The organism is Mycobacterium sp. VKM Ac-1816D, from assembly GCF_000416385.1.
Lineage (GTDB): Bacteria > Actinomycetota > Actinomycetes > Mycobacteriales > Mycobacteriaceae > Mycobacterium > Mycobacterium neoaurum_A.
This window is the reverse complement of record NZ_AOHQ01000137.1, coordinates 99637-123847: the sequence shown is the minus strand read 5'-3', so window position 1 is coordinate 123847 and position 24211 is coordinate 99637. Positions and strand designations below refer to the sequence as shown.

The following is a 24211-nucleotide window of genomic DNA, read 5'->3' as shown; positions in this document are numbered from 1 at the left end:
GGTGTCATGAAGCGGGTGTGGCCCTCGGTGTTACGCAGGACCACGTCGATGCCGGTGCGATGGTTCGACTCCGGCTGGACCCGTACCGCAGACCGCCATGGCGGCGGCGCTGACCTGGACCGGCTGTCGCTGGCGACCTACAACATCTGGTTCAACGGACTGTTCGCGCGGCAGCGGTATGAGGCGATCGCCGCCATCCTGGCCGCAGAAGCCCCGGATGTCATGGTGTTCCAAGAGGTCACCGAGCCGGCACTGACCGTGCTGCTGGCCCAACCCTGGGTCCGCGCGCACTACTCCAGCGCCGCGGTGTGCGGTGGCAGGCTCGGTCACTACGGCATGCTGCTGTTATCGCGTATCCCGGTCGACCGGGTGAGCTACACGCGGCTGCCGTCCAACCTGTCCCGCGGGTACCTCACGGCGCGCTACACCATCGGCGGCCGGGCCTTCACCGTCGTGGGTCTGCACCTCGAAAGCGGCAAGGCCGCAGCCGCGGTGCGCGACCGCCAGCTGAGGCTGGTCGTCGACTCGGTGCGCAGCCACGCGAATGTCGCGATCATGGGGGACTTCAACCTGCGCGACGCCGAGAACGCCATCCTGCCCGCCGACTTCGCAGACGTCTGGCCGATGCTGCGTCCCGACGAGCCGGGATTCACCGAGGACACCACGATCAACCACATGCGCTATGACATGAAGGACAAGCACCGCCACGTCCGATTCGATCGGGTGCTGCTCAAAGCCGACACCTGGACGGCGCACTCCGTCCAGCTGCTCGGACGTGAACCGGTCGCACCCGAGCTGCCGCGAATCTTCCCCTCGGATCACTTCGGCGTGCAGTGCACGCTCAAGCGTGTCAGCCGAGAAACTCGCTGACGGCAGCGCCGAACGCCGGATCGGCGGCACCGGTGACATTGCGGTACTGACCACCGCTGGCCTGGGCCACCGCCTCCCACGTCGCCCGATCCGGGTCGTCGCCGATGTTGATGACATTGACCGCCACCGGACGCTGCTGATTGACCGCGCCCTGGATGTAGGAGATCAATCCGGGACCGTCGAGACTGCGGTCGGTGTGCGGGCCTGCGGTCACCACCAGTACCGAATTCGGTTGGTCGGGACGGAAACCGGCGACTGCGTCGCCGTAGACCAGGCGCAGCGTGGTGAACGACACCGCACCGCTGGCAGATCCGCCCTGGGACTGCAGGCTCGAACCGAGCGCCGCGGACCGCGGGGTTCCGCCGATATCGTCCCCCAGCGGACCGGTGGTGATCGCCGATCGGCCGGACACCCCGTCGAAAGTCCACAGACCCACGGCCGCTGACGGCGGCAGTTGTTGTAACCGGTCGTTGAGTCCGGCTGCGACGTCGGTCAGCCCGGGCGCGGACTGGCCGAGCATCACGGTGACCGTGCCGTCCTGCACCGGTGCGGCCAACCGGGCCGCCAGACTTGCCCGGTCGGCCGGATCTGCGAACGACAGCGGTGCGGTCACGGCCGGGAAGTCGGTCACCGCGCTCTCCGGATTAGTTGCGCCGTCGGCGCGGAAACCGGCCTCGGCCAGTTTGGCGAGCTGCTCGGGTTTGCGCATGAAGCGGTCGAATTCGCTGGCGGCACTGACCTGTTCCTTGGCCAGCCGGTCACCGCTGAGCAGCACGACCGGGAAGTCGGCCACCGGGGTCGCACCGGCCGGAATCACGGCGGCCAACTTGCGGTCCGCATCGGCCATATCTGCTCCGCGCCGGAACACCTGCTGCTCGGTGGTGGCCACGGCATGTACCGGCGCCGCGGCCGGGTCGGCGGCATCGACCAGCGCATCGAGTGCAGTGGACGCCTGCTTGTCGGCGAGTTCGGGCTGCGCGCCCATGAGCCGTTGCGCGGCACCGGCACCGGAGGTCACCGGCGCGTTCGGGGCCGCAGACGCCGCCGCGACGGCCTCGGCCGCGAGGATGCCCGCATCGCTGTTGCCCGCCGTCGGCAAAGCCAACCGCAATCCGCCCCAGCCGGGCAGGTTCAGTCCGTCCAGACCGGCCGGATTGGTCTGCAGGTTCGGCAGCGCCGACCAGTTCTGATCGGACAACGCGGTTTTCAGCTCCGGTCGCACGGCGAGCACCACCGGCGAGCTGACCAGGGAACGGCTGTCTATCACCGACTCCGGTCCCGCGGCCGCCTCCAGCCGGGACTCCGCCGACGAACTGCCGGGGAGCCACACCGCGGGCCGCTCACCGAGCTCGCCGGGCCAGTCGCCCTTGAACCCCGCGACGACGGCATCGGCATCGGCGGAAGTGACGGCCACCTTCACACAGCGATCACCGACGCGCGGGTTGGTCCCCACATAATCCTCGGCTTGGGCCGAGATCTGTTCTGCGATGGCCGGATCGGCCACGACGGCGACGGTGACCTCGCCCTCGACGCACCGGTCGGCCGAGGCCTGGCTGCGGTCGGAGAGCGCGTTGCCGAAGAACTGCCACAGGATGACCGCACCGACCACGGCGACCACGGTGATCAGTGCGATGACGACACCCCGGCTGACGGTGCGTCGGCCGGGTGTGATGGCCCGGTGCGAACCGGTCCATTCCCCGCCCTCGAAGGTGCGTTGCCGGCCGGTGACCGAGAACGCCTGGGTCGGGGAGTCCTCGTCAGCGACCGCCGGGAAACCGCGCGGAGCCGGATCCGGATCCGGATCCTCGTACGTACGGTCCGCGTAGTCGTGCTGGCGAGGCTCGTCGTAGTCGGCTGCCGTGTCGTGCCGGTAATCGTCTGCGTCGTAACCGAACTCGGGCTGTTCGTGCTGCCCGGCCGACGACCCGGCAGCGGGTTCGTCGCGGCGGGGATCGCCGAAGACTCCGAACTGCTCGTCAGGCTGGTCGTCGGGATCGGGAATGCTGTGCCTGCCCATCCCTACCCTCTTGTCTCGTCGTGTCGAATACCCCGCCGAAGTCTAGTCACTGGTTCGCGGCACGCGCCTTGAACTCGCGACGGCGCCGGTGCAGGATCGGCTCGGTGTAGCCGCTGGGCTGCTGTGCACCCGAGAGAATGAGCTCCTGGGCCGCCTGGAAGGCGATGCTGGCCTCGGGGTCGGGTGCCATCGGCAGATAGTCCGCGTCGCCGGCGTTCTGCTCGTCGACGATGGCGGCCATCCGGCGCAGGCTTGCCTTGACATCACCCTCGGTGATGACGCCGTGGCGTAGCCAGTTGGCCAGCAACTGACTCGAAATGCGCAGCGTGGCACGGTCTTCCATCAGCGCCACATTGTGGATGTCGGGCACCTTGGAGCAGCCGACACCGGCGTCGATCCAGCGCACGACATAACCGAGGATCGACTGGCAGTTGTTGTCCACCTCTTCGTGGATCTCGTCGGGGGACCAGGCCAGCTCACCGGCCAGCGGGATGGTCAGCAGCTCGTCGATGGTGGCGCGCTTCTTGCCCGCCAGTTCGGACTGCACCGCGGCGACGTCGACCTGGTGGTAGTGCATCGCGTGCAGGGTGGCCGCCGTGGGTGAGGGCACCCACGCGGTGGTGGCGCCGGCCTTGGGCTGGCCGATCTTCTGCTCGACCATATCGGCCATCAGGTCGGTCATCGCCCACATGCCCTTGCCGATCTGGGCGCGTCCGGCCAGCCCGGTCGCCAGGCCGGTGTCGACGTTGGCGTCCTCGTAGGCCTTGATCCACGGCTGCGATTTCATCGCGCCCTTGCGGATCATCGGGCCCGCCTCCATCGAGGTGTGGATCTCGTCGCCGGTGCGGTCCAGGAAGCCGGTGTTGATGAACACGACCCGGTCGGCGGCGGCCTTGATACACGCCTTCAGGTTCAGCGTGGTGCGGCGCTCCTCGTCCATGATGCCGACCTTGAGGGTGCCCTGCGGCACGCCGATGACATCCTCGACGCGGGAGAACAGTTCGCAGGTGAACGCGACCTCGTCGGGGCCGTGCATCTTGGGCTTGACGATGTAGACCGAGCCGGTGCGCGAGTTGCGGTACGGGCCGTTCTGCTCGCCCTCCTTGAGACCGTGGATGGCGATAAGGCCGGTGAACAACGCATCCTGGATGCCCTCGGGCACCTCGGCGCCGTCGGCACCGTCATTGTCGAAGACGATGGCGTCGTTGGTCATCAGGTGTCCGACGTTGCGGACGAACAGCAGGCTGCGGCCGGGCAGGCTCAGCTCGCCGGACCCGTCCGGGGTGGTGAACTCCCGGTTGGGGTTGAGCACCCGGTTGAACGACTTGCCGCCCTTGCTGACCTCTTCGGAGAGGTCGCCGCGGTTGAGTCCCAGCCAGTTGCGGTAGCCGAGCACCTTGTCCTCGGCGTCGACGGCGGCCACCGAGTCCTCGAAGTCCATGATGGTCGTGATCGCCGACTCCAGGACGACATCCTTGATGCCTGCCTTGTCGGTCGATCCGATCGGCGAGGACGGGTCGATCAGGATCTCGATGTGCAGGCCGTTGTGCTTGAGCAGCACCGACCAGGAGGCCGCGCCCAGCTCGCCGGTGTATCCGACGAATGCCGACGGATCGGCCAACGAGGGAACCAGCTGCCCGTCTTCGATCTTGACCTCGGTGATATCGGCCCACGAGCCCTCGGCCAGCGGCACCGCTTCGTCGAGGAAGTTGCGGGCGTAGGCGATGACCTTGTCGCCGCGGACCTTGTTGTACGACGTCCCGGCCTCGGCGCCGCCCTCGTCGGAGATGACGTCGGTGCCGTAGAGCGCGTCGTACAGCGAGCCCCACCGGGCGTTGGCGGCGTTCAGCGCGAAGCGGGCGTTGAGGATCGGCACGACGAGCTGCGGGCCGGCGGTCGAGGTGATCTCGGTGTCCACTCCGGAGGTGGTCACGGTGAAGTCGGGGGGCTCGGGTGCCAGGTAGCCGATATCGGTGAGGAACTGCTTGTACTCGGCGGCGTCGAAGGGACCGATGACGCGCGCGCGGTGCCACCTGTCGATCTGGGCCTGCAGGTCGTCGCGGCGGGCGAGCAGCTCTTCGTTCTGCGGGGCGAGGTCGGCGACGACCTTGTCCACACCCGCCCAGAAGGTGTCCGGATCCACGCCGGTGCCCGGCAACGCCTCATTGGTGATGAAATCGTGCAGCACCTTGGCGACCCGCAGGTTGCCGACGGTCACGCGCTCGGTCATGATTCCTCCCTTAACAGTCGACCCAGTTTACCCGTCGGTAACTACGCGCGAACGGGCGCGGGCAGCCGTGCCAGTAGCGCGTCACACCGGGCCAGCAGCGCCGCACGCAACGGCACGGCGCGGTCGGCGATGTCCTGCTGTGCCTTGGCGTACTCGGCACGGCCGGCGGCGGTTTCGATGGCCACCGGTGCAAAACCATAGTCGGTGAGGTCGTATGGGCTGGCACACATGTCCAAGAGCCTGGCGTCGGCGGCCAGTTCCAGACAGTCCACCACCAGTTCGGACTCGACAAGCGGTCCCAGCTTGTAGGCCCATTTGTACAGATCCATGCCGCTGTGCAGGCAGCCCGGTTGTTCGGCGGCGAGCTGGCCGTCCCTGGTGAGCTGCTTGGCGTTGCGGGTCGCGGCGGCCGGGGTGAAGAACCGGAACGCGTCGAAGTGACTGCACCGCAGCGGCATCGACTCGACCACCGCATCGGTGCCCGCCGCACCCAGTCGTAGCGGCACCGCGCCGTGCCGGACCTCGTCGGACCGGTACACCATCGCCCATTCGTGCAGCCCGAAACAGTTGAACCGGGCCGGGCGCCGTGCCGTGCCGCGCAACAGGGTGGCGACGAATTCGACGGTGGCGCGCCGCGCGCGCAGCAGCTCGTCGGAGACGCCGACCAGTCCGTCGCGCTCGGTGTAGCCGGTGCGGTCCAGGAATCGCCGGGCGTCCGGCCCGGACAGGGCCACCCCGAACCCCGGATGCCAGCGGCGCAGCTGGCGTGGGCGCAGGCTGTAATAGGTGAACAGGAAGTCCCACACCGGATGCGGCTCACCGCGCCGGGCGCGTTGCAGATGCGGGGCGACGAATGTCTCGACGCGCCGCCGATGTGCGGCCTCGCGTGCCGTCCAGACGTCCTGAGCGAGTGCGGTCACACCCGATGGGTCCCGTCGCGCACGGTCCCGACGAGGTCTTCGACCAGGTCCTCCAGCGTCACCATCGCGGTCACTCGGCCGCCGTTGGTGACCAGCGCGAGATGGCTCTTGGTGCGGCGCATCCGGGTCAGGGCGTCGGGCAGGGACATCGACGAGGGCACCTGGATGAGTGGGCGCACCATATCGGCGGGAAGCACCGTGAGGTCCTCGCTGAGCACCGGAAGGACATCCTTGATGTGCAGGTAACCAAGATAATTGCCGTCGGCGCCGGCGACCGGGAAGCGCGAGTAGCCGGTCTGCGAGAGCGCGTGTTCGATGGCGGCGATGGTCGGGCCCGCACCGGGCTCGGCGGCCGGCACCGCGAAGATCCGATCCAGCGGTATCGCCAGGTCGGCCACGTGGCGGTCGCGGATCTGCAGGGCGCGGGTCAAGCGGGTGTGCTCCTCGCGGTCGAGCAGACCCTCCGAGAGCGATTCGGCGATCATGTCGGACAGCTCCACGGTGGACACGGTCACGTCCAGCTCGTCCTTGGGCTCCACGCGCAGCGCCCGCAACGTCGTGTTGGCGGCCCAGTTGTAGAAGGCGATGAAGGGTCGCGCCGCCCGGATGTAGAGCAGGTAGGGCGGGACGAGCAGCATCGCGGTGCTCTCCGGCCCGGCGATGGCGATGTTCTTGGGCACCATCTCGCCGAGCAGCACATGCAGGGTCACCACGACGGCCAGGGCGATGACGAACGACACCGTGTGCAGCATCGCGTCACTGATACCGATGAGCGCGGCGGGCTTCTCCAGCAGGTGGGCCACCGCGGGTTCGCCGACGCGGCCCAGCAGGATCGAGCAGATCGTGATGCCGAGCTGGGCTCCGGCCAGCATCAGCGACAGGTGTTCGCCGGCACGCATGACGGTGACGGCGCGCTTCTTGCCCTGCTCGGCGAGTGCTTCCAGGCGGTCACGCCGAGCGGAGATGAGCGCGAACTCGGCGCCGACGAAGAATGCGTTGGCTGCGAGCAGGAGCACGGCAAGACCGACCCCGAACAGATCACCACCCACGGGAGTTCTCCTCGGGGTCGGCATCGACCTGCACCAGCTCCAGCAGGTCGATGCGCCTGCCGTCCATCCGCAGCACGCGGGCATGCCATCGCATCGCCGGGTCGCCGGGGCGGTCCGGATCGAATTCGGTCAACTCGACGGTCTCGCCCACGGCGGGGATGTGTCCCAGCTTCTCCAGTACCAATCCGCCGATGGTCTCGTAGTCACCCTCGGGGGCGCGAAACGGTGTCTCAGAGTCGACCTCGTCGATGCGCAACAGTCCCGACACCTGCCAACCGGCACGGCTCTGCACCACATCCGGGGTGGCGTCGTCATGCTCGTCGCGCACATCGCCGACGATCTCTTCGATCAGATCTTCGACGGTGACCATGCCCGCGGTACCGCCGTATTCGTCGACGACCATGGCGGTCTGGATGCCGTTCGCGCGGATCTGCGTCATCACCGCATCCCCGTCCAGGGTCGAGGGCACGGTCGGTACGGGCACCGCGAGCCGGGAGAGCGGCGTCCGTGCGCGCAGCTCGGCGGGCACCTCGAACACCTGCTTGACGTGCACCATGCCGACGGTCTGATCCAGGTCGCCGTCGACGATCGGGAAGCGGGAGTGCCCCGTGCGGATCGCGGCGGCCATCAGGTCGGCCACGGTGTCCTCGATCTCCAGGGATTCGATCTTCGAGCGCGGTGTCATCAGTTCCTCGGCGGACCGGTCGCCGAATTGCAGTGATCGGTCCACCAGTACCGCGGTGTCGGCGTCGAGTGCGCCGCTGCGCGCGGAGGTGCGCACCAGCGAGACCAGCTCCTGCGGTGAGCGGGCCGAACGCAGTTCCTCTGCCGGTTCGATGCCCATCCGCCGCAGGATCCAGTTGGCGGTGCCGTTGGTGGCCTTGATCACCGGGGTGAAGAGCTTGGAGAAGTACCACTGCGGGGCGGCCGCGAACCGGGCGGTGGCCAGTGGTTTGGCGACCGCGAGATTCTTGGGCACCAGCTCACCGAAGATCATCGACACCGAGGTGGCGATCAGCAGGGCCAGCGCCAGCGCGATGCCACTGACCCAGTCGGCCGGGATGCGGATCGCGGTCAACGGTGCGTAGAGCAACCGGGCGATCACGGGCTCGGCCAGATAACCGGTGGCCAATGTCGTGATCGAGATGCCCAGTTGGGCGCCCGACAGCTGGAAGGACAGGGTGCGATGGGCCTTGCGGATGAACTGCTCGCGTCGTCCGCCGGCCCGGGCATTGGCCTCGACGACGCTGCGTTCGAGGGCGGTCAGGGAGAACTCTGCCGCCACGAAGACCGCGGTGCCCGCGGTCAACAGGATGAAGGCGAGAAGGCTGAGCAGGGTCATGGTGAGAGTCACGGCCACCTCACCGGATGGCTGCCGGGCCGCGTGCCCGGCTGACTAGAGGACGGTTCGGCGTCGGACGCCTCGCCGGGTGGGGTGGCGGTGCCCGGTGGGATTCCCGCGCCCAGCGGTGAACCCGGAGCCTCCACGGGTGCCTGTGGCACAGGGTCCCTCTCTGGTCTTCGGCGCGACGCAGTCGCGGCATTCTTCGGGCGGCGGAACCGGTCCATCCTAACTGCCCGCTGCGTGGCGCCGAGCATCACCAACCCGTCGGCAGCGGATGGCCTTCGGCGAAACCGGCGGCCGACTGCACGCCGAGGACGACCTTCTCGTGCAGTTCGGGCAGTGTCCGCGCGCCGACGTAGGTGCAGGTGCTGCGCACACCAGAGGTGATGTGGTCCAACAGGTCCTCGACACCGCCACGGTTGGGGTCCAGGCTCATCCGAGAGCTGGAGATCCCCTCTTCGAACAGCGCCTTGCGGGCCCGGTCGAATGCGCCGTCGCCCGCGGTGCGGGCGGCGACGGCCCGCTTGGAGGCCATCCCGTAACTCTCCTTGTACGGCCGGCCGTCGCGGTCGCGGAGCAGATCGCCGGGGGACTCGTACGTGCCGGCGAACCAGGAACCGATCATCACATTGGACGCGCCGGCGGCCAGGGCGAGGGCCACGTCACGCGGGTGACGCACGCCGCCGTCGGCCCAGATGTGCCCGCCGAGTTCGGTTGCCGCCGAGGCGCATTCGACGACAGCGGAGAACTGCGGTCGGCCGACGCCGGTCATCATCCGAGTGGTGCACATCGCGCCGGGGCCGACGCCGACCTTGACGATCGAGGCACCGGCGTTGATCAGGTCGCGGGTGCCCCCTGCCGAGACGACGTTGCCCGCGGCCAGCGGGAGCCCCAGGTCCAGGGCGGCGACGGCCGCCACCGCGTCCAGCATCTTCACCTGATGCCCGTGCGCGGTGTCGATGACGAGCACATCGACACCGGACTCGGCGAGGTCGCGGGCCTTGGCCGCCACGTCACCGTTGATGCCGACGGCGGCGGCGATGCGCAACCGTCCTGCGCCGTCGACGGCGGGGGAGTAGATGCCTGCGCGCACGGCACCGGTTCGGGTCAGCACCCCGGCCAGGTTTCCGGCACCGTCGGTGAGCACCGCGACATCGATCGGCGCGTGGTCGAGAAGGTCGAACACCTTGCGCGGGTCGGTGCCGGCAGGCGCGGTGACGAAATCGCTGGTGGCCACGTCACGTACCCGGGCGAACCGGTCGACCCCGGCACACCCGGCCTCGGTGACGACGCCGACGGGCTTGCCGTCGGAGACGACGACCGCCGCGCCGTGGGCCCGCTTGTTGATCAGGGCGAGCGCATCGGAGACCGAGTCGTCGGGTGCCAGCTGAACCGGGGTGTCGGCGACCAGGTCACGGCTCTTGACGAAGTCGACGGTGTGCCGCACGGCCGCGAGCGGAACGTCTTGGGGCACAACGACGATGCCGCCGCGCCGGGCCACCGTCTCGGCCATCCGCCGGCCGGCGACCGCGGTCATGTTCGCCACCACGACCGGGATGGTGGTGCCCGACCCGTCGACGGTGGACAGGTCGACGTCGAAGCGGGAGGCGGCCTCCGAGCGGCCCGGCACGATGAAGACGTCGTTGTAGGTCAGGTCGTACGGGGGACGGTGGCCGTCGAGGAAACGCATACCCCGAGTCTAGTGGGCTCGGTTTCTCCCGCGAGCAGACGCTTTTACCCCCGAAACCCACCCATGACAGGGGTAAACGCGTCTGCTCGCGGGAAGGCTAGGCCTCGATCTCGTTGCGCTGACCGCTCCACAGCGTGTGGAACCGCTTGTCGCGGTCGGTGTCGATGCGCCCGTAGGTGTGCGCGCCGAAGAAGTCGCGCAGGCCCTGGGTCAGTGCCGCGGGCAGCCGTTCGGTGCGCAGGCCGTCGTAGTACGACAACGCCGAGCTGAATCCGGGGATCGGGATGCCCAGCTCGGTGGCCTTGATCACGACACGACGCCAACCGTCGATCGCGGCCTCGACGGCATCGCGGAAGTACGGGTCGACGATCAACGTCGGCAACTCGGCGTTGTTGTCGAAGGCATCGGTGATCCGGTTGAGGAACTTCGCCCGGATGATGCAGCCGCCGCGCCAGATCCGCGCCATGTCGCCGGGGGTGATATCCCAGTTGTACTCGGCGCTGCCCGCCTGGATCTGGTTGAACCCCTGCGCGTAGGCGATGATCTTCGAGGCGTACAGCGCCTGGCGGATGTCCTCGGTGAACTGCGCGGCATCTCCCGGCTTTTCGCCGAGTTCCCCGGACGCCAGCCCGGTCGTGGCCTTGCGCTGGGCGACCGACCCGGACAGCGCGCGGGCGAAGACGGCCTCGGCGATGCCGGTGACCGGGACGCCAAGGTCGAGCGCGGACTTGACCGTCCAGCGGCCGGTGCCCTTCTGCTCGGCCTCGTCGAGGATCAGGTCGACCAACGGCTTGCCGGTCTTGGCGTCGACCTGCTTGAGCACCTCGGCGGTGATCTCGATCAGGTAGCTGTCCAGATCGCCTTTGTTCCACTCGGCGAAGACGTCGGCGATATCGGCGGCGGCCAAACCGAGTCCGTCGCGCAACAGCTGGTAGGCCTCGCCGATGAGCTGCATATCGGAGTACTCGATGCCGTTGTGCACCATCTTGACGAAGTGGCCCGCGCCGTCGGGGCCGATATGGGTGCAGCAGGGGACACCGTCGACATGCGCGGAGATCTCCTCCAACAGCGGGCCGAGCGACACATAGGACTCGGCGGGACCACCCGGCATGATCGACGGGCCGTTCAGCGCGCCCTCCTCGCCGCCGGAGATCCCGGCGCCGACGAAGTGCAGGCCGCGCTCGCGGATCGCCTTCTCGCGGCGGATCGTATCGGTGTAGAGCGCGTTACCGCCGTCGATGATGATGTCGCCCGGCTCCATGGCGTCGGCGAGCTCGTTGATGACGGCGTCGGTAGGGTCGCCGGCCTTGACCATGATCAGCACTCGGCGCGGCTTCTCCAGCGCGTCGAGGAACTCCGCGATCGTCTCGCTTCGCACGAAGTTGCCCTCGCCGCCGTGCTCGGCCAGCAGCGCGTCGGTCTTGGCGATCGAACGATTGTGCAGCGCAACGGTGTAACCGTGCCGGGCGAAGTTGCGCGCGATATTGGATCCCATGACCGCGAGGCCGGTGACCCCGATCTGAGCTTTACCGGTGTTGCCCGAGTTGGTCATGCGGGAGCCTTTCGCGTCGGTGTGCGTCCTTCTCGATCATTCCCTGACCACATCGCGACCGCGGAACCGGGTGATCGCTAGCTGCTGAACAGGCGATGGAGTTCGGTCAGCCAGGGCAATGCCAGCGCGATCGTGGGCACGATCAGGATGGCGGCCGCCGCCGTGTACGCGCCCACCGCCAGGGCCAGGCTGTTGCCCTCACCGCACAGGCGTTGAACCCGGACCACGGTGGTCGGTCCGCCCGCGGCGAGCGCACCGGAGGGGGTGCGTCCGCCTGCGCACGCCACCAACGCCCGCGCCAGCGGTGTCGGTCCGGCGACCCGGACGGCGGCATCGTCGGCAAGCAGTTCGATCAGTAGGCGCACCGCGTCGAGGGCGTTGCCGCTGCGGACGAACCGCGGGAACGCCCGGTGCACGGCGGTGAACATCTCCAGCACGAGGTCGTGGCGGGCCCGCAGGTGGGCGCGTTCGTGGGTGAGGATGGCCGAGATCTCGTTCTCCGACAGCGAGGTCAGGGTTCCCTCGCTGACCACCACCCGGCTGCGCACACCGGGCAGGCAGTAGGCCATCGGCTGGGCGACGTCGAGGATGCGCAGGCCGGCCGGTCGGCGCGCCGGGGTGCTGATCTGATCGCGGCACTTACCGACCAGGTCGACGACCATGCGGTGGTGCGCGCGGCGGCGGCGGGTGGCCACACCCACCTGGATGACGGCGACGATCAGCCGGGCGCCGATCATCAGCGTCAGCGCGAAGACCACCACGTACAGCGCCCACAGCGGCCAGCCCAGGACCGCGATCTCGCTGGTCAGGGTGGCGGTCGGACGTCCGTCGGGCCCGGGCACGAACAGTCGGCTGGCGATGGCGATTCCCGCGGAGAACGCCGAGAGCACCGCGGCCAGTGCGATGGCTTGCCACAGCACGATCGCCGCACGTGGCGCCCGTAGCGGCCAGCGGGCCCGCGCCAACAGTGCGGGTACCGGACCGACGAGCACCAGCGCGACGATGGAGAAAGCCAGCGCGGACACGCCGCTAGTGTCTCTCAGTCGGTACCGGAATTACCAGTCGGTGTGACCGCCGCGTGCTTGGCTTCCAGTTCGGCCAGTGCCCGGCGCAGCGCGGCGGCCTCACCGGCACCGACCCGTTCCACGAAATGCACGAGGGCGGCTTCGCGACTACCCGAATCGGCCGCCTGGTCGAGTGCGTCGACCATCAGGCCGGCAACCAGTTCGTCGCGTCCGTGCGTGGGCGCATACCGATGGGCCCGGTCGTCGCGGTGCTGGACGACCAGATTCTTCTTCGCCAGCCGCTGCAGCACCGTCATGATCGTGGTGTAGGCCAGATCGCGGCGTGCGGCCAGCGCCTCGTGGACCTGGCGCACCGTCTGTGGTTCGCGCGAGGTCCAGAGGTGGTCCATCACTTCGCGCTCGAGTTCCCCGAGCCGCGTCAACTTGGCCATGTTCCGTTCACTCCCTGAGCAATGAAAACAGCGTACTACGCGCTTACTACCGTGCGTCGTATCCAATCACCGGGGTTGCCGCTCCGCGTGGCGAAGAAACTTCCCGCGCCGGTCACGGGGCGTTTTGCGTGATCCTGTGAGTCCAGTCACACGCTTTGGCCCGTTGGTAGGTCGTGACTATAGTAAGGCTAACCTAACCGATTGAGGAGGTGCCGATGACGGTCGTGGTCGACGATCCGCTGATCGCCCGTATGTCGATCCGGCGGGCTTTACCGCTGCATGAGTCGAGTCGCCGGCTGCGCGAGCTGTATCCGGAATGTCCGCGGGTCTACGGCGTGGCCGTGATGGGCGATCTGTCCCGGCGTCGCTGGTGGCCGCTGATCGAAATGGTCACGACCGACCGGCTGCGCCTGATGTTCGATGCGGCCGTTGCCGAGACCGACAGCCGGATCGCGGTCGCCCAGCAATTGGCGGCGACGCTCTCACACGTGGTGATCGGCCGGGTCGTCCCGTTGGTGGCGCTCGAGGGCCGGGCCTGGGATGTCGGGCTGGAGAACCTGTGGGTGCACGTGGATTCCGAGGGTGCGATCGACTGGGTCGGCGTCGTCGATCCGACGTTGCGCGCCCTTCCCGACGATCCGCACCTGGCGCAACGCCGCAGTGTCGGTTCGGTGCGTACCCGGCGCGACGGCATCGTGGCACTGCCCAGTGAGGCGGCGCTGACGACCTGGGTCGCCCATCGCAGCCATCGCGCGCTGGCCCCGTTGTTCGCCAAGCTTCACGAGGTGAGCGACGGCGCCATCTCCATCGCGTCGATGTGGAACATCGTCGGCGCCGCGGTGGTGGGCGCCTCGACGCAGGTGCCCCTGCTCGCGGGGTCCAGTGAACTGACGAGCATGAGCCGCGGGCAGGCAATTCTCGATGCATTGGTGGGCTTCGGGCTGCCGGTGCGCGGTGCGAGCAGATTCTCGGCGGGGAAAGCCTTGCTTAATTAGGCAAGCCTTGCCTATGATGATCATGCGAGACTAACGGACCGAGCCGGAGTCCTGAGGGCTGCAGAGACCCCCGGTCCACTCGAAGGAAGGGCCCCACGCGATACGCGTGGGGCCCTTCCGCATCTGCGGGGTGCAGTGGGTCGACGCCGCCTTCGCGCGACGGTGTAGACACATCAATCGTGACTTCTTCCTTGCCTCCCGGCCTCGGCGCCGGCTTCGACAGCGAACTGGGACTGCAGTACCTGGAGGTGACTCCCGACGGCGGCCGGGCCCAACTGGTCATCAGCGACAAGGTCAAGCAGCCGTGGGGGATCGTGCACGGCGGCGTCTACTGCGCCATCGTCGAGAGCCTGGCCAGTGTGTCCGGTCACGTGTGGCTCGCCGAGCACGGCGGCGGCACCGTCGTCGGCGTCAACAACAACACCGACTTCCTGCGTGCCATCACATCCGGCACCGTCACAGCGGTATCGACACCGATTCACCGCGGCCGTCGCCAGCAGCTGTGGCTGATCACCATCACCGACGAGGACGACCGCACCGTCGCACGCGGTCAGGTCCGGCTGCAGAACATGGCCGACTGACCGCAGCGCTGCCGAAACTCCGTCGGCGTGGCAGGATCGCGCACTATGCGTTTGACGCCGCATGAACAGGAACGGCTGCTCATCTCCTACGCCGCCGATCTGGCGCGCCGCCGTCAGGACCGTGGTCTCAAGCTCAACCACCCGGAGTCCGTCGCGCTGATCACCGACCACATCCTCGAGGGTGCCCGTGACGGGCGCACGGTGGCCGAACTGATGGTCACCGGCCGCGAGGTGCTCACCCGTGATCAGGTCATGGACGGTATCCCCGAGATGCTGCACGATGTCCAGGTCGAGGCGACCTTCCCCGACGGCACCAAGCTTGTCACCGTCCACCAGCCGATCTCCTGAGGCCGTCACGATGATTCCCGGTGAGATCCTCTACGGCGACGGCGATGTCGAGCTCAACCGCGGTGCCGCGCGGCTGTCCCTGCCGGTGGTCAACGGCGGCGACCGACCGATCCAGGTCGGCAGTCATGTGCACCTCGCGCAGGCCAACAGTGCGCTGGAATTCGACAGGGTCGCCGCGCGCGGCCATCGCCTGGACATCCCCGCCGGAACCGCGGTGCGGTTCGAACCCGGTATCGCCCAGACCGTGTCGTTGGTCCCGCTGGGCGGCACGCGCGAGGTGCACGGACTGTCGCTCGATCCGCCAGGAAGATTGGATCCGTCTCTGTGAGTTCGTTGTCCCGCGACCGGTATGCCGCGCTGTTCGGACCCACCGCCGGTGACCGGATCAGGTTGGCCGATACCGATCTGGTCATCGAGATCACCGAGGACCGCAGCGGTGGACCGGGGCTGGCCGGCGACGAGGCCGTGTTCGGCGGTGGCAAGGTGCTGCGCGAATCGATGGGTCAGTCCCGGGTCACCCGGGCACAGGGCGCTCCCGACACCGTCATCACCGGCGCCATCATCCTGGACTACTGGGGAATCATCAAGGCCGACATCGGCATCCGTGACGGCCGCATCGTGGCCATCGGTAAGGCGGGTAACCCGGACATCATGTCGGGGGTGCACCCCGATCTGGTGGTCGGGCCCTCCACCGAGATCATCGCGGGTAACGGCCGCATCGTGACCGCGGGCGCCATCGACTGTCACGTACACCTGATCTGCCCGCAGATCATGGCCGAAGCGCTCGGCGGCGGCATCACGACGATCGTGGCAGGCGGCACCGGTCCGGCCGAGGGTAGCAAGGCCACCACCGTGACCCCAGGGGCGTGGCATCTGGGTCGGATGCTGGAGGCCCTGGACTCCTGGCCGCTGAACATCGCCCTGCTCGGTAAGGGCAACACCGTCAGCCACGAGGCGATGTGGGAGCAGTTGCGCGGCGGTGCAGCGGGTTTCAAGCTGCACGAGGACTGGGGAACCACCCCGGCGGCGATCGACGCCTGCCTCACCGTCGCCGACGCCGCGGGAGTGCAGGCCAACATCCACACCGACACCCTCAACGAGATGGCCTTCGTCGAGGACACCCTGGCCGCGATCAAGGGCCGGTCCATCCACGCCTATCACACCGAGGGGGCGGGCGGCGGGCACGCGCCCGACATCATCACGGTCGCGTCGCACCCGAATGTGCTTCCCAGCTCCACCAACCCGACCCGCCCGCACACCGTCAACACCCTCGACGAACACCTCGACATGCTGATGGTGTGTCATCACCTCAATCCGCGCATCCCCGAGGATCTCGCGTTCGCGGAGAGCCGGATTCGGCCGTCGACTATCGCCGCCGAGGACTTGCTGCACGATATCGGCGCCATCTCGATGATCGGATCGGACGCCCAGGCGATGGGTCGTATCGGTGAGGTGGTGTTGCGGACCTGGCAGACCGCGCATGTCATGAAGCGTCGCAGGGGAGCGCTCGAAGGCGACGGATCCGGCCCCGGGGGAGCCGACAACAACCGGGCCCGCCGGTACGTGGCCAAGTACACGATCTGCCCGGCGGTCGCGCACGGCCTCGACGATGAGATCGGGTCGGTCGAGGTCGGCAAGCTCGCCGACCTGGTGCTGTGGGAACCGGCCTTCTTCGGGGTGCGCCCGCACGCCGTGGTCAAGGGCGGCATGATCGCCTGGGCGGCGATGGGGGATGCCAACGCGTCCATCCCGACCCCGCAGCCCGTGCTGCCGCGGCCCATGTTCGGCGCGGACCCGGTGGCCGCCGCCGCCACGTCGGTGCACTTCGTCGCTCCCGCCGCCGTCGAGGGCGGATTGTCCGATCGCCTGGAAATCCGGCGAAAGTTGGTGCCGGTCAAGAACGTCCGTCAGGTCGGAAAGGCGCAGATGCCGCTCAACGACGCCATGCCCCGCATCGAGGTCGACCCCGACACGTTCACCGTCCGGATCGACGGCGATGTGTGGACCGAACAACCCGCCGCCGAATTGCCGATGGCGCAGCGCTATTTCCTGTTCTGATGCTCGCCCAGGCTCCGCACGGATTGGCCACGCTGCTCACGCTCGCCGATTCCCGGCTGCCCACCGGTGGGCATGTGCATTCCGGTGGCATCGAAGAGGCGATCACCACGGGCCGGGTGAACGATCTGCCCACGCTGCGCGCGTATCTGCGCCGCCGGATCGGCACCCAGGGTCTGGTGAGCGCCTCGCTGGCCGCTGCTGTTCACCGCGGCGAGCTGTCTGTCGAGCTGGCCGACGCCGAAACCGATGCCCGCACACCGTCGCCGGCCGCCCGCGCCGCTTCGCGGGCCCAGGGCCGCGGACTCCTGCGGCTGGCCAAACGCGTATGGTCGGATCCCCAACCGGAGACGGGTTGGGCCCCGCTTGGTGCCAAACCGCACCTGCCGGTGGTCGCCGGCCTGGTGGGTAGCATCAGCGGGATCGCTCCCGAGCACACCGCGCTGTCGATGGTCTACACGACCATGACGGGGTCGGCGACCGCCGCGCAGCGCCTGCTGGCGTTGGACCCGGCCGATGTGGCCGCCGTGACCTTCGAGCTGTCCGCGCTGTGCGCACAGACCGCCGCGCAGGCGCTCGAGGGCCTTGCCGATCTGTCCGACCCGTTGCTCGACGTGTTGGCCGAACATCACGCCGCGCGCGAGCGCCCGCTGTTCTCCTCCTGACCGACCGATATCGAAGGAATGACATGCCACCACATCTGATCGACGGCGAACCGCACGATCACCATCACGACCGGCCGAAGCGGGTCCGCCGTCCCGGCGAACCGCTGCGCATCGGGATCGGCGGGCCGGTCGGGTCGGGTAAGACCGCGTTGACCGCCGCATTGTGCCGGCAGCTCCGCGATGAGCTCTCGCTGGCCGTGCTGACCAACGACATCTACACCACCGAGGACGCCGACTTCCTGCGCCGCCACGCCGTACTGCCCGACGAGCGCATCACCGCGGTGCAGACCGGCGGCTGCCCGCATACCGCCATCCGCGATGACATCACGGCCAACCTCGATGCGATCGACGATCTGATCGCCGCGAATCCGCGCCTCGACCTGATCCTCGTCGAATCCGGCGGCGACAATCTGACCGCCACATTCTCTTCCGGCCTTATCGACGTCCAGATCTTCGTCATCGATGTCGCCGGCGGTGACAAGGTGCCGCGCAAGGGCGGCCCGGGGGTCACCTTCTCGGATCTGTTGGTGATCAACAAAACCGACCTGGCGCCGATGGTGGGGGCGGATCTGGACGTCATGCGCCGGGATTCGACGACGGTGCGCGGGGATCGGCCCTTCGTGCTCATCTCGCTGACCGAGGACCCCACCGCGGGGCCGGTGCTGGCGTGGGTTCGTGAACAACTCCAGGTGCCGGTGTCGGGCTGACATCGTGCGTTCGGACGTCCTGTTGGTGGCGCGGCCCGGTCGTGGCGCGCATATCGAATGCACCGGCGGCATCACCGCCCGGCGCACCGGTGCCGAGACAGTGCACCTGCTCTCGGCGGCTGCCACACCCTTGGGCGGCGACGTCATCACCGTGCGGATCATCGTGGAGGCAGGGGCACGGTTGGCGGTGCGGTCGGTGGCAGCCACCGTCGTGCTGCCCGGTGCCGCGACCGCCGAGTCGCACAGCACGTGGGATGCGGAGGTGTGCGGCGAGCTGGACTTCGACCCAGAGCCGACCGTGATCGCGGGCAGCTCCCGGCATTCGGCGGCCACCCGAGTCCGGATGGCCGCCGACGCGAGAATCCGGGTGCGCGAACGCATCCAGATCGGCAGGCACGGTGAATACGACGGGTACTGGACCGGGTCGCTGCGCGCCGATATCGACGGTGCACCGTTGCTGCGGCACCGGGTGGAGTTGGGCACCGCATCGGTCAACGATGATCAGATCGCCGCGCCGCGCGCGTGCGTCAGCGAGTTACGTTATCCGCAGGCATCTTTCGCCGGTGCCGGGACGGTGCTCAGCCTTGCCGCCGGCGGCGCGTTGTCGACCTGGCAAGGCCTACGACTCGACGGGGCGCCGACCTGACCCGCACGAATCGGTTCAGCGCTTTCCGCGGAACATCGGCGCGCCCTCGAACGGGTTCCAGCTGGTGCTGGCGCGCGTGACGTGCAGGAAGTAGGCCCAGTTCGCCGTGCTGGAGTAGAGCACGCCGATCGCGGCGCCGTACGCCGCCGAGGAGAAGGTGAAGTTCAGCGCGATCTCGATCACGCTGATCACCGCCGCCAGCACGAACGAGATGCCGAATAGGCTCAACCCTTTCCGCCACGGTCCCTTGATGGCGAAGTAGATCGGTCCGAAGAAGAACGCCGGGCCGTTGGCCCCCAACCGCATCCGCTGGCCGAATGACAGTTGCTTGAACGCAGCCTGCGCGGCCGGCGTCGAGGCCGGATGCCCGTAGCGGGAGAAGAACTCGAAGCGGCTACGCCATTGCTCGGGAACCTGGAGGCCCGCGGGACCGGGAGTCGGTGCTCCGTAAGGGATGTCGGGATTATGGGGATATTGGGACGGGAAGCCGCTGTCTGTCACCGCGCCATAGTACCGTTCGCGCACTTCGTTGTGCGGCTACGGTCGGTGGATCACATGGGCGGTGAGATCTGTTCAGCTGGCGGCTTTCTCGCTCTCCTGAACCGAGGCCGCGATCTCCTGGAGTTCCTCGATCCTGATCCGCGCGTAGGCCTGCTGCTCGGTGATGGTCAGCTGTCCTCGCTGTCGGCTCAGGAAGGTGACCGCCCACGACAACAACGTAGCGATCTTGGTCTTGAAGCCGACCAGATAGATCAGGTGCAGGCCCAGCCAGGCGAGCCAGGCGATGAAACCGCCGAACTCCAGCTTGCCGACCTTGGCCACCGCGTTCCACTTCGACACGGTGGCCATCGAGCCCTTGTCGAAGTACTTGAACGGCACCCGCGGCTTGGGCTTGGTGCCGTGGGCGCGCGCTGCCGCTTCGTTCTTCACGATCGCGGCGACGTACTTGCCACCCTGGATCGCACCCTGCGCCATGCCGGGCACGCCGGGCACGAAGGCCATATCGCCGACCACGAACACGTTCGGGTGTCCCGGGATCGACAGATCCGGGTTGACGATGACGCGACCGGCGCGGTCGATCTCGGTCTCCGACTGTGCCGCCAGGTCCTTGCCCAGCGGGCTGGCCTGGACACCCGCCGACCACACCTTGCAGGCCGACTCGATGCGGCGCAGCGTGCCGTCGGAGTCCTTGACGGTGATCCCGTTGCGGTCGACGTCGGTGACCATGGCGTTCAGCTGGATCTCGACACCCATCTTCTCCAGCCGTTCCTTGGCTTTGAGCCCCAGCTTCTCGCCCATCGGCGGCAACACCGCCGGTGCGGCATCCAGCAGGATGACGTGGGCCTCGGTGGGGTCGATGTGGCGGAAGCTGCCCTTGAGGGTCTGATCGGCGAGCTCCTGGATCTGACCGGCCATCTCGACGCCGGTCGGACCGGCGCCCACGACCACGAACGTCAGCAGCTTCTTGCGGCGCTCGGGGTCGCTGGAGCGTTCGGCCTGCTCGAAGGCGCCCAGGATGCGTCCACGAAGTTCCAGCGCATCGTCGATGGTCTTCATACCCGGCGCCCACTCCGCGAAGTGGTCATTGCCGAAGTAGGACTGACCGGCACCGGCAGCCAGGATCAGGGTGTCGTAGGGGGTGCTGTAGGTGTGCCCAAGCAGCACCGACTCCACGGTCTTCTTTTCCAGGTTGACGTGGGTGACGTCGCCCAGGAGGACCTGCGCGTTGCGCTGCTTGCGCAGGATGAGCCGCGTCGGCGGAGCGATCTCACCCTCGGAGATGATGCCCGTGGCCACTTGGTACAGCAGCGGCTGGAACAGGTGATGGGTGGTGCGCGCAATCAACTTGATGTCGACATCGGTGCGCTTGAGCGCCTGCGCGGCGTTCAAACCACCGAAACCCGACCCGATGATGACGACCTTGTGCCGATCCGATGCCGTAGCTCCGGGATGGCTCATCTCTGCTCCTAGCGAAGTGCTTTGTCAGTACAACCCCAGGGTAGTCGGTGGCCATCCCAGCAGCGCGGTGAGATGGCACACCGGACCGAGAATTCATCCCTTGGACCGAGATCGCATCGAGAGCTCTACCCCGAGATCAGGGGTTTCAGCGCCTCGGCCACACCAGTGACTCCGCCGGGGACGTATCCGCCCATGGTCGCCGGGCTCAGGATGACGCCGTCGACCCCGACGTCGTACACCTTTTCCTTGAGCTGTTCGGCGATCTGCTCGGGACTGCCGAACACGGCCTGCTGCTTGAAATCGTCCGGGATCATGTCGGCGGTGAACTGCTCGCCGATCAGCGCGACGACCAGCATGCTGGTCTCCAGCGTCGCCGGGTCGCGGTCGATCTCCTCGCATCTGGCCCGCACGACATCGAGCTTGCGGGGTAGCTCGTCGAAGCCGGCGATGATGTTGAGGTGGTCGAAGTGCCGCGCGGCCAACGGGATGGTCTTCTTCTCGCCGCTGCCCCCGATCATCAGCGGAATGTGGTCGCGGAAACGGGGATTGGCGAACGCTTCGTTGGTGCGGTAGTAGGTGCCGTCGACGGTGACACGCTCACCCTTGATCATCGGGATGATGATGCTCAACGCCTCGTCGAGCTTCTTGAACCGATCGGTGAAGGTGCCGAACTCGAAACCCAGGCTGTCGTGTTCGAGCTCGAACCACCCGGTGCCGATACCGAGTATGGCGCGGCCCTGGCTGATCACGTCGAGCGTGGTGATCTCCTTGGCCAGCACCGTCGGATTGCGATAGGTGTTGCCCGTGACCAGCGTTCCCAGCTGGACCCGTTCGGTGGCCGTCGCGAGGGCGCCGAGGGTGGTGTACGCCTCCAGCATCGGCTCCTCGGGGGCGCCGAGTCCGGGCAGTTGGTAGAAGTGGTCCATCACGAAGACCGAGTCGAAACCGGCATCTTCGGCCTCGCGGGCCTGCGCGATCACGGTCGGGAAAAGCTCGGAGATGCCGGTGCCGTAGGAGAAGTTGGGGATCTGGAGTCCAAGTCGAATCGCCATGAACTCACCAAACCACAGCGAAGCGGAGTGGTCACCCCGTTTCAGCTTGGGGTGAACGCGGAATATTTCAGCCGAACTGTGCCAGCGCGCCCTGGCTCACGTGCAGCGTTTCGCCCGTGATGTGGCGGGCGGCCGGTGTGGTGAGGAACAGTGCCAGCCGGCTGATCTCGGCGGCAGTCGAGCCCGGCTCCGGGTCGGCCCCCGGGTAGCCTGCCTCGGCGCTGCGGCCCGCGGCGATGGTGTTGATGGTGATGCCGCGAATGCCGAAGTGGGCGGCCTGGCCCGCGGTCCAGTTCGACAGGGCGGCCTTGATCGCGGCGTCGGCGCTGCCCTCTGCTGGGTTCTCGGGAACGATATTGAGGATCGATCCGCCGGAGCTCAGCTGATCGCCGAGGACGGTCACGGTCAGCACCGCCGAGAGGACTGTGGTGTCCAGCGCATGCCGCCAGGTGGCGGCGCGCTCGGCCAGCGAGTGCGTCCGAGGATCGCCTGCGTCCCAGCGCGGTGCGGGAACGTTGACGATGCCGTCCAGATGCTGGGGGAGGGATCCGCGCGCGGCTTCGAGGCTGGCCGGATCGATGTTGTCGAGGACGACGAAATCGACGTCGAGTTCCTTGGCGGCCACCTCGAGCTCCGCGCGCCGCGAGCCGGCGATCAGGACATCGTGGCCGGCTTCCCGGAAACCTCCGGCGATCTGACGGCCGAGGTCGGTGTCGCCACCGGTGAGCAACACGTGCATCGAACCCTCCTTGGTTCAGCGCTGAGACAGCGAATACCAGCGATGTTACTGGACAGTAGCTAGGAGGTGAAATCCGACGCGCCCACTCGGGAGCAGTGTGGTAACGCAAGCGTGTGCTCGCGCGAAACATCGGTGAGACCCGCCGAACGTGCACCGCGCACGATCGGTGCACCCGTGATCGACGGCCGATGTCGGCAACGTGGGCAGGGTCTATTTGCGTCGTGTTTTGGCACTGGTAGCTATCTTTCAGCAAAACACTATTAGAGCAACTCACACTTGCGTCACGGCTGTAACACGGTATTTTCTTCTCCATGGATCAGTCGGACGTGAATTCCTCACACCGCAGGCGCCGCACCGCCGGGTTGCTCGCGGCTGCCGCGGCCGGGGCGACAGCCGCCGCGCTGACGCTGCCGGTGGCGGTCTCGCATGCCGAACCTGTTCCTGCGCCGCCGCCGCCGGTACCTGCCGAGCCGGCGCCGGCTCCCGGCACGCCCGCACCGGCTCCTGGGGCGCCCGCACCGACCCCGTTGCCGCCGGGGGTGCCACCACCGCCCGCTGATCCGAACGCGCCGCCGGTGGACCCCAATGCGCCACCGCCGCCCGCACCGGAGCCCGGCCGGGTCGACAACGCGGCCGGCGGTTTCAGCTATGTCGTGCCCGAGGGCTGGAGGGTCGCCGACGCCACCCAGTTGTCGTACGGCCAGGCGCTGCTGACCAAGATTCCGCCGGCAGGCACCGAACAGCCGGCCAATGACACCAGCGTGCTGCTCGGCAGGCTCGACCTGAAGCTCTTCGCCGGTTCCGAAGCCGACAATGCCAAGGCCGCGACCAGGTTGGCCTCGGATATGGGTGAATTCTTCATGCCTTTCCCCGGGACCCGGCTCGGCCAGGAGAGCGCCCCGCTGACCGCAGGTGATCTCACCGGGTCCGCGTCCTACTACGAGGTCAAATTCACCGATACCAACAAGCCCAACGGGCAGATCTGGTCCGGGGTCGTCGGCACGCCGGTGGCTGCGGGCACCCGTGGGCAGCGTGCTCCCGAGCGTTGGTTCGTCGTGTGGCTGGGAACGGCCAACAACCCGGTCGACAAGGCGGCTGCCGTGAATCTCGCGCAGTCGATCAGGCCGTGGTCGCCACCTCCGCCTCCGCCGCCGCCGGACCCCAACGCGCCTCCGCCGCCGCCGGATCCGAACGCGCCGCCGCCGGACCCGAATGCGCCGCCGCCGCGTCCCGCCGTGGGTGTGCCGGTCCCGGTGGATCCGAACTCAGCTCCGGGGATGCTGCCGCCGGCCTGATCCACACTGTCCCGGCCGCCGACTTTGGCACGATCGTGCC

Annotated in this window: 23 protein-coding genes; 10 read left to right on the top strand and 13 right to left on the bottom strand. The window is 67.9% G+C overall.

What is annotated here, in order from left to right:
• The first annotated feature begins 6 nt into the window (after nucleotides 1-6).
• A complete protein-coding gene (locus G154_RS15735; protein ID WP_234713061.1) occupies nucleotides 7-870 on the top strand; it encodes an endonuclease/exonuclease/phosphatase family protein in 864 nt (287 codons plus the stop codon).
• On the opposite strand, the gene G154_RS15730 is transcribed toward G154_RS15735, so the two are convergent.
• The 9 genes from G154_RS15730 to G154_RS15690 form a co-directional block, all read right to left on the bottom strand.
• Nucleotides 851-2887: a hypothetical protein gene (locus G154_RS15730; RefSeq protein WP_019509982.1), complete on the bottom strand. Its 2037-nt coding sequence runs from the start codon at nucleotides 2885-2887 to the stop codon at nucleotides 851-853. The genes G154_RS15735 and G154_RS15730 overlap by 20 nt on opposite strands.
• 46 nt (nucleotides 2888-2933) lie before the next feature.
• Nucleotides 2934-5117, bottom strand: a complete 2184-nt coding sequence (locus tag G154_RS15725; RefSeq protein ID WP_019509983.1) for a malate synthase G — start codon at nucleotides 5115-5117, stop codon at nucleotides 2934-2936.
• 41 nt (nucleotides 5118-5158) lie between these two features.
• Complete coding sequence (locus G154_RS15720) at nucleotides 5159-6037, bottom strand: hypothetical protein (protein ID WP_019509984.1); 879 nt, start codon at nucleotides 6035-6037, stop codon at nucleotides 5159-5161.
• Nucleotides 6034-7110: a hemolysin family protein gene (locus tag G154_RS15715; protein WP_031601523.1), complete on the bottom strand. Its 1077-nt coding sequence runs from the start codon at nucleotides 7108-7110 to the stop codon at nucleotides 6034-6036. Before G154_RS15715 ends, G154_RS15720 begins: the two co-directional genes overlap by 4 nt.
• The gene (locus G154_RS15710) at nucleotides 7076-8440 is read right to left on the bottom strand and encodes a hemolysin family protein (RefSeq protein WP_023985851.1); all 1365 of its coding nucleotides are present in this window, start codon (nucleotides 8438-8440) and stop codon (nucleotides 7076-7078) included. Before G154_RS15710 ends, G154_RS15715 begins: the two co-directional genes overlap by 35 nt.
• A 244-nt stretch (nucleotides 8441-8684) precedes the next feature.
• Complete coding sequence (locus G154_RS15705; RefSeq protein ID WP_019509987.1) at nucleotides 8685-10121, bottom strand: GuaB1 family IMP dehydrogenase-related protein; 1437 nt, start codon at nucleotides 10119-10121, stop codon at nucleotides 8685-8687.
• Nucleotides 10122-10218: 97 nt separating this feature from the next.
• Entirely contained in the window at nucleotides 10219-11673 is a 1455-nt protein-coding gene (gene gndA, locus G154_RS15700) for an NADP-dependent phosphogluconate dehydrogenase (RefSeq protein ID WP_019509988.1), read from the bottom strand.
• A 77-nt stretch (nucleotides 11674-11750) separates the two neighbouring features.
• The gene (locus G154_RS15695) at nucleotides 11751-12698 is read right to left on the bottom strand and encodes a M56 family metallopeptidase (protein WP_019509989.1); all 948 of its coding nucleotides are present in this window, start codon (nucleotides 12696-12698) and stop codon (nucleotides 11751-11753) included.
• Nucleotides 12699-12712: 14 nt separating this feature from the next.
• A complete protein-coding gene (locus tag G154_RS15690; RefSeq protein ID WP_019509990.1) occupies nucleotides 12713-13129 on the bottom strand; it encodes a BlaI/MecI/CopY family transcriptional regulator in 417 nt (138 codons plus the stop codon).
• Between the two features lie 215 nt (nucleotides 13130-13344).
• Here G154_RS15690 and G154_RS15685 point away from each other — a divergent pair, with 215 nt between their 5' ends.
• The 8 genes from G154_RS15685 (at nucleotide 13345) to G154_RS15650 (ending at nucleotide 19126) form a co-directional block, all read left to right on the top strand.
• Nucleotides 13345-14124: a hypothetical protein gene (locus G154_RS15685; protein ID WP_019509991.1), complete on the top strand. Its 780-nt coding sequence runs from the start codon at nucleotides 13345-13347 to the stop codon at nucleotides 14122-14124.
• Nucleotides 14125-14303: 179 nt separating this feature from the next.
• A complete protein-coding gene (locus G154_RS15680; protein WP_023985850.1) occupies nucleotides 14304-14705 on the top strand; it encodes a PaaI family thioesterase in 402 nt (133 codons plus the stop codon).
• A gap of 45 nt (nucleotides 14706-14750) precedes the next feature.
• On the top strand, nucleotides 14751-15053 hold the full coding sequence (locus G154_RS15675) for an urease subunit gamma (protein WP_019509993.1): 303 nt from the start codon (nucleotides 14751-14753) through the stop codon (nucleotides 15051-15053).
• Between the two features lie 10 nt (nucleotides 15054-15063).
• The gene (locus G154_RS15670) at nucleotides 15064-15381 is read left to right on the top strand and encodes an urease subunit beta (protein WP_019509994.1); all 318 of its coding nucleotides are present in this window, start codon (nucleotides 15064-15066) and stop codon (nucleotides 15379-15381) included.
• Nucleotides 15378-17111 (top strand): urease subunit alpha, encoded by a 1734-nt coding sequence (locus tag G154_RS15665; protein WP_019509995.1) that lies wholly within the window; start codon nucleotides 15378-15380, stop codon nucleotides 17109-17111. Before G154_RS15670 ends, G154_RS15665 begins: the two co-directional genes overlap by 4 nt.
• A complete protein-coding gene (locus tag G154_RS15660) occupies nucleotides 17111-17773 on the top strand; it encodes an urease accessory protein UreF (protein ID WP_019509996.1) in 663 nt (220 codons plus the stop codon). The genes G154_RS15665 and G154_RS15660 overlap by 1 nt, the downstream gene beginning before the upstream one ends.
• A 23-nt stretch (nucleotides 17774-17796) precedes the next feature.
• Nucleotides 17797-18480: an urease accessory protein UreG gene (gene ureG / locus G154_RS15655; RefSeq protein WP_019509997.1), complete on the top strand. Its 684-nt coding sequence runs from the start codon at nucleotides 17797-17799 to the stop codon at nucleotides 18478-18480.
• A gap of 4 nt (nucleotides 18481-18484) precedes the next feature.
• Entirely contained in the window at nucleotides 18485-19126 is a 642-nt protein-coding gene (locus tag G154_RS15650) for an urease accessory protein UreD (RefSeq protein ID WP_019509998.1), read from the top strand.
• 15 nt (nucleotides 19127-19141) lie between these two features.
• Here the strand turns inward: G154_RS15650 and G154_RS15645 are convergent, their stop codons facing one another.
• The 4 genes from G154_RS15645 to G154_RS15630 form a co-directional block, all read right to left on the bottom strand.
• Nucleotides 19142-19627, bottom strand: coding sequence for a DUF2628 domain-containing protein (locus G154_RS15645; protein ID WP_234713060.1), 486 nt, complete (start codon nucleotides 19625-19627; stop codon nucleotides 19142-19144).
• Nucleotides 19628-19699: 72 nt separating this feature from the next.
• Nucleotides 19700-21085 carry an NAD(P)/FAD-dependent oxidoreductase gene (locus G154_RS15640; RefSeq protein WP_019510000.1) on the bottom strand — a complete coding sequence of 462 codons (1386 nt, stop codon included), beginning with the start codon at nucleotides 21083-21085 and terminating at the stop codon, nucleotides 19700-19702.
• Nucleotides 21086-21210: 125 nt separating this feature from the next.
• On the bottom strand, nucleotides 21211-22137 hold the full coding sequence (locus G154_RS15635; protein ID WP_019510001.1) for an LLM class F420-dependent oxidoreductase: 927 nt from the start codon (nucleotides 22135-22137) through the stop codon (nucleotides 21211-21213).
• A gap of 67 nt (nucleotides 22138-22204) precedes the next feature.
• Nucleotides 22205-22876, bottom strand: coding sequence for an SDR family oxidoreductase (locus G154_RS15630; protein WP_019510002.1), 672 nt, complete (start codon nucleotides 22874-22876; stop codon nucleotides 22205-22207).
• A gap of 311 nt (nucleotides 22877-23187) precedes the next feature.
• Here G154_RS15630 and G154_RS15625 point away from each other — a divergent pair, with 311 nt between their 5' ends.
• A complete protein-coding gene (locus G154_RS15625; protein WP_023985848.1) occupies nucleotides 23188-24171 on the top strand; it encodes an alanine and proline-rich secreted protein Apa in 984 nt (327 codons plus the stop codon).
• Nucleotides 24172-24211: the final 40 nt, after the last annotated feature.

What these genes read in the sequence shown, in the direction of transcription:
- G154_RS15670 (WP_019509994.1), top strand. Translation starts at nt 15,064, where the DNA reads ATGATTCCCGGTGAGATCCTCTACGGCGACGGCGATGTCGAGCTCAAC.
- G154_RS15625 (WP_023985848.1), top strand. Translation starts at nt 23,188, where the DNA reads ATGGATCAGTCGGACGTGAATTCCTCACACCGCAGGCGCCGCACCGCC.
- G154_RS15730 (WP_019509982.1), bottom strand. Translation starts at nt 2,887, where the DNA reads ATGGGCAGGCACAGCATTCCCGATCCCGACGACCAGCCTGACGAGCAG.
- G154_RS15635 (WP_019510001.1), bottom strand. Translation starts at nt 22,137, where the DNA reads ATGGCGATTCGACTTGGACTCCAGATCCCCAACTTCTCCTACGGCACC.
- ureG (WP_019509997.1), top strand. Translation starts at nt 17,797, where the DNA reads ATGCCACCACATCTGATCGACGGCGAACCGCACGATCACCATCACGAC.
- G154_RS15725 (WP_019509983.1), bottom strand. Translation starts at nt 5,117, where the DNA reads ATGACCGAGCGCGTGACCGTCGGCAACCTGCGGGTCGCCAAGGTGCTG.
- G154_RS15715 (WP_031601523.1), bottom strand. Translation starts at nt 7,110, where the DNA reads ATGCCGACCCCGAGGAGAACTCCCGTGGGTGGTGATCTGTTCGGGGTC.
- gndA (WP_019509988.1), bottom strand. Translation starts at nt 11,673, where the DNA reads ATGACCAACTCGGGCAACACCGGTAAAGCTCAGATCGGGGTCACCGGC.
- G154_RS15690 (WP_019509990.1), bottom strand. Translation starts at nt 13,129, where the DNA reads ATGGCCAAGTTGACGCGGCTCGGGGAACTCGAGCGCGAAGTGATGGAC.
- G154_RS15660 (WP_019509996.1), top strand. Translation starts at nt 17,111, where the DNA reads ATGCTCGCCCAGGCTCCGCACGGATTGGCCACGCTGCTCACGCTCGCC.
- G154_RS15735 (WP_234713061.1), top strand. Translation starts at nt 7, where the DNA reads ATGAAGCGGGTGTGGCCCTCGGTGTTACGCAGGACCACGTCGATGCCG.
- G154_RS15705 (WP_019509987.1), bottom strand. Translation starts at nt 10,121, where the DNA reads ATGCGTTTCCTCGACGGCCACCGTCCCCCGTACGACCTGACCTACAAC.
- G154_RS15675 (WP_019509993.1), top strand. Translation starts at nt 14,751, where the DNA reads ATGCGTTTGACGCCGCATGAACAGGAACGGCTGCTCATCTCCTACGCC.
- G154_RS15640 (WP_019510000.1), bottom strand. Translation starts at nt 21,085, where the DNA reads ATGAGCCATCCCGGAGCTACGGCATCGGATCGGCACAAGGTCGTCATC.
- G154_RS15685 (WP_019509991.1), top strand. Translation starts at nt 13,345, where the DNA reads ATGACGGTCGTGGTCGACGATCCGCTGATCGCCCGTATGTCGATCCGG.
- G154_RS15630 (WP_019510002.1), bottom strand. Translation starts at nt 22,876, where the DNA reads ATGCACGTGTTGCTCACCGGTGGCGACACCGACCTCGGCCGTCAGATC.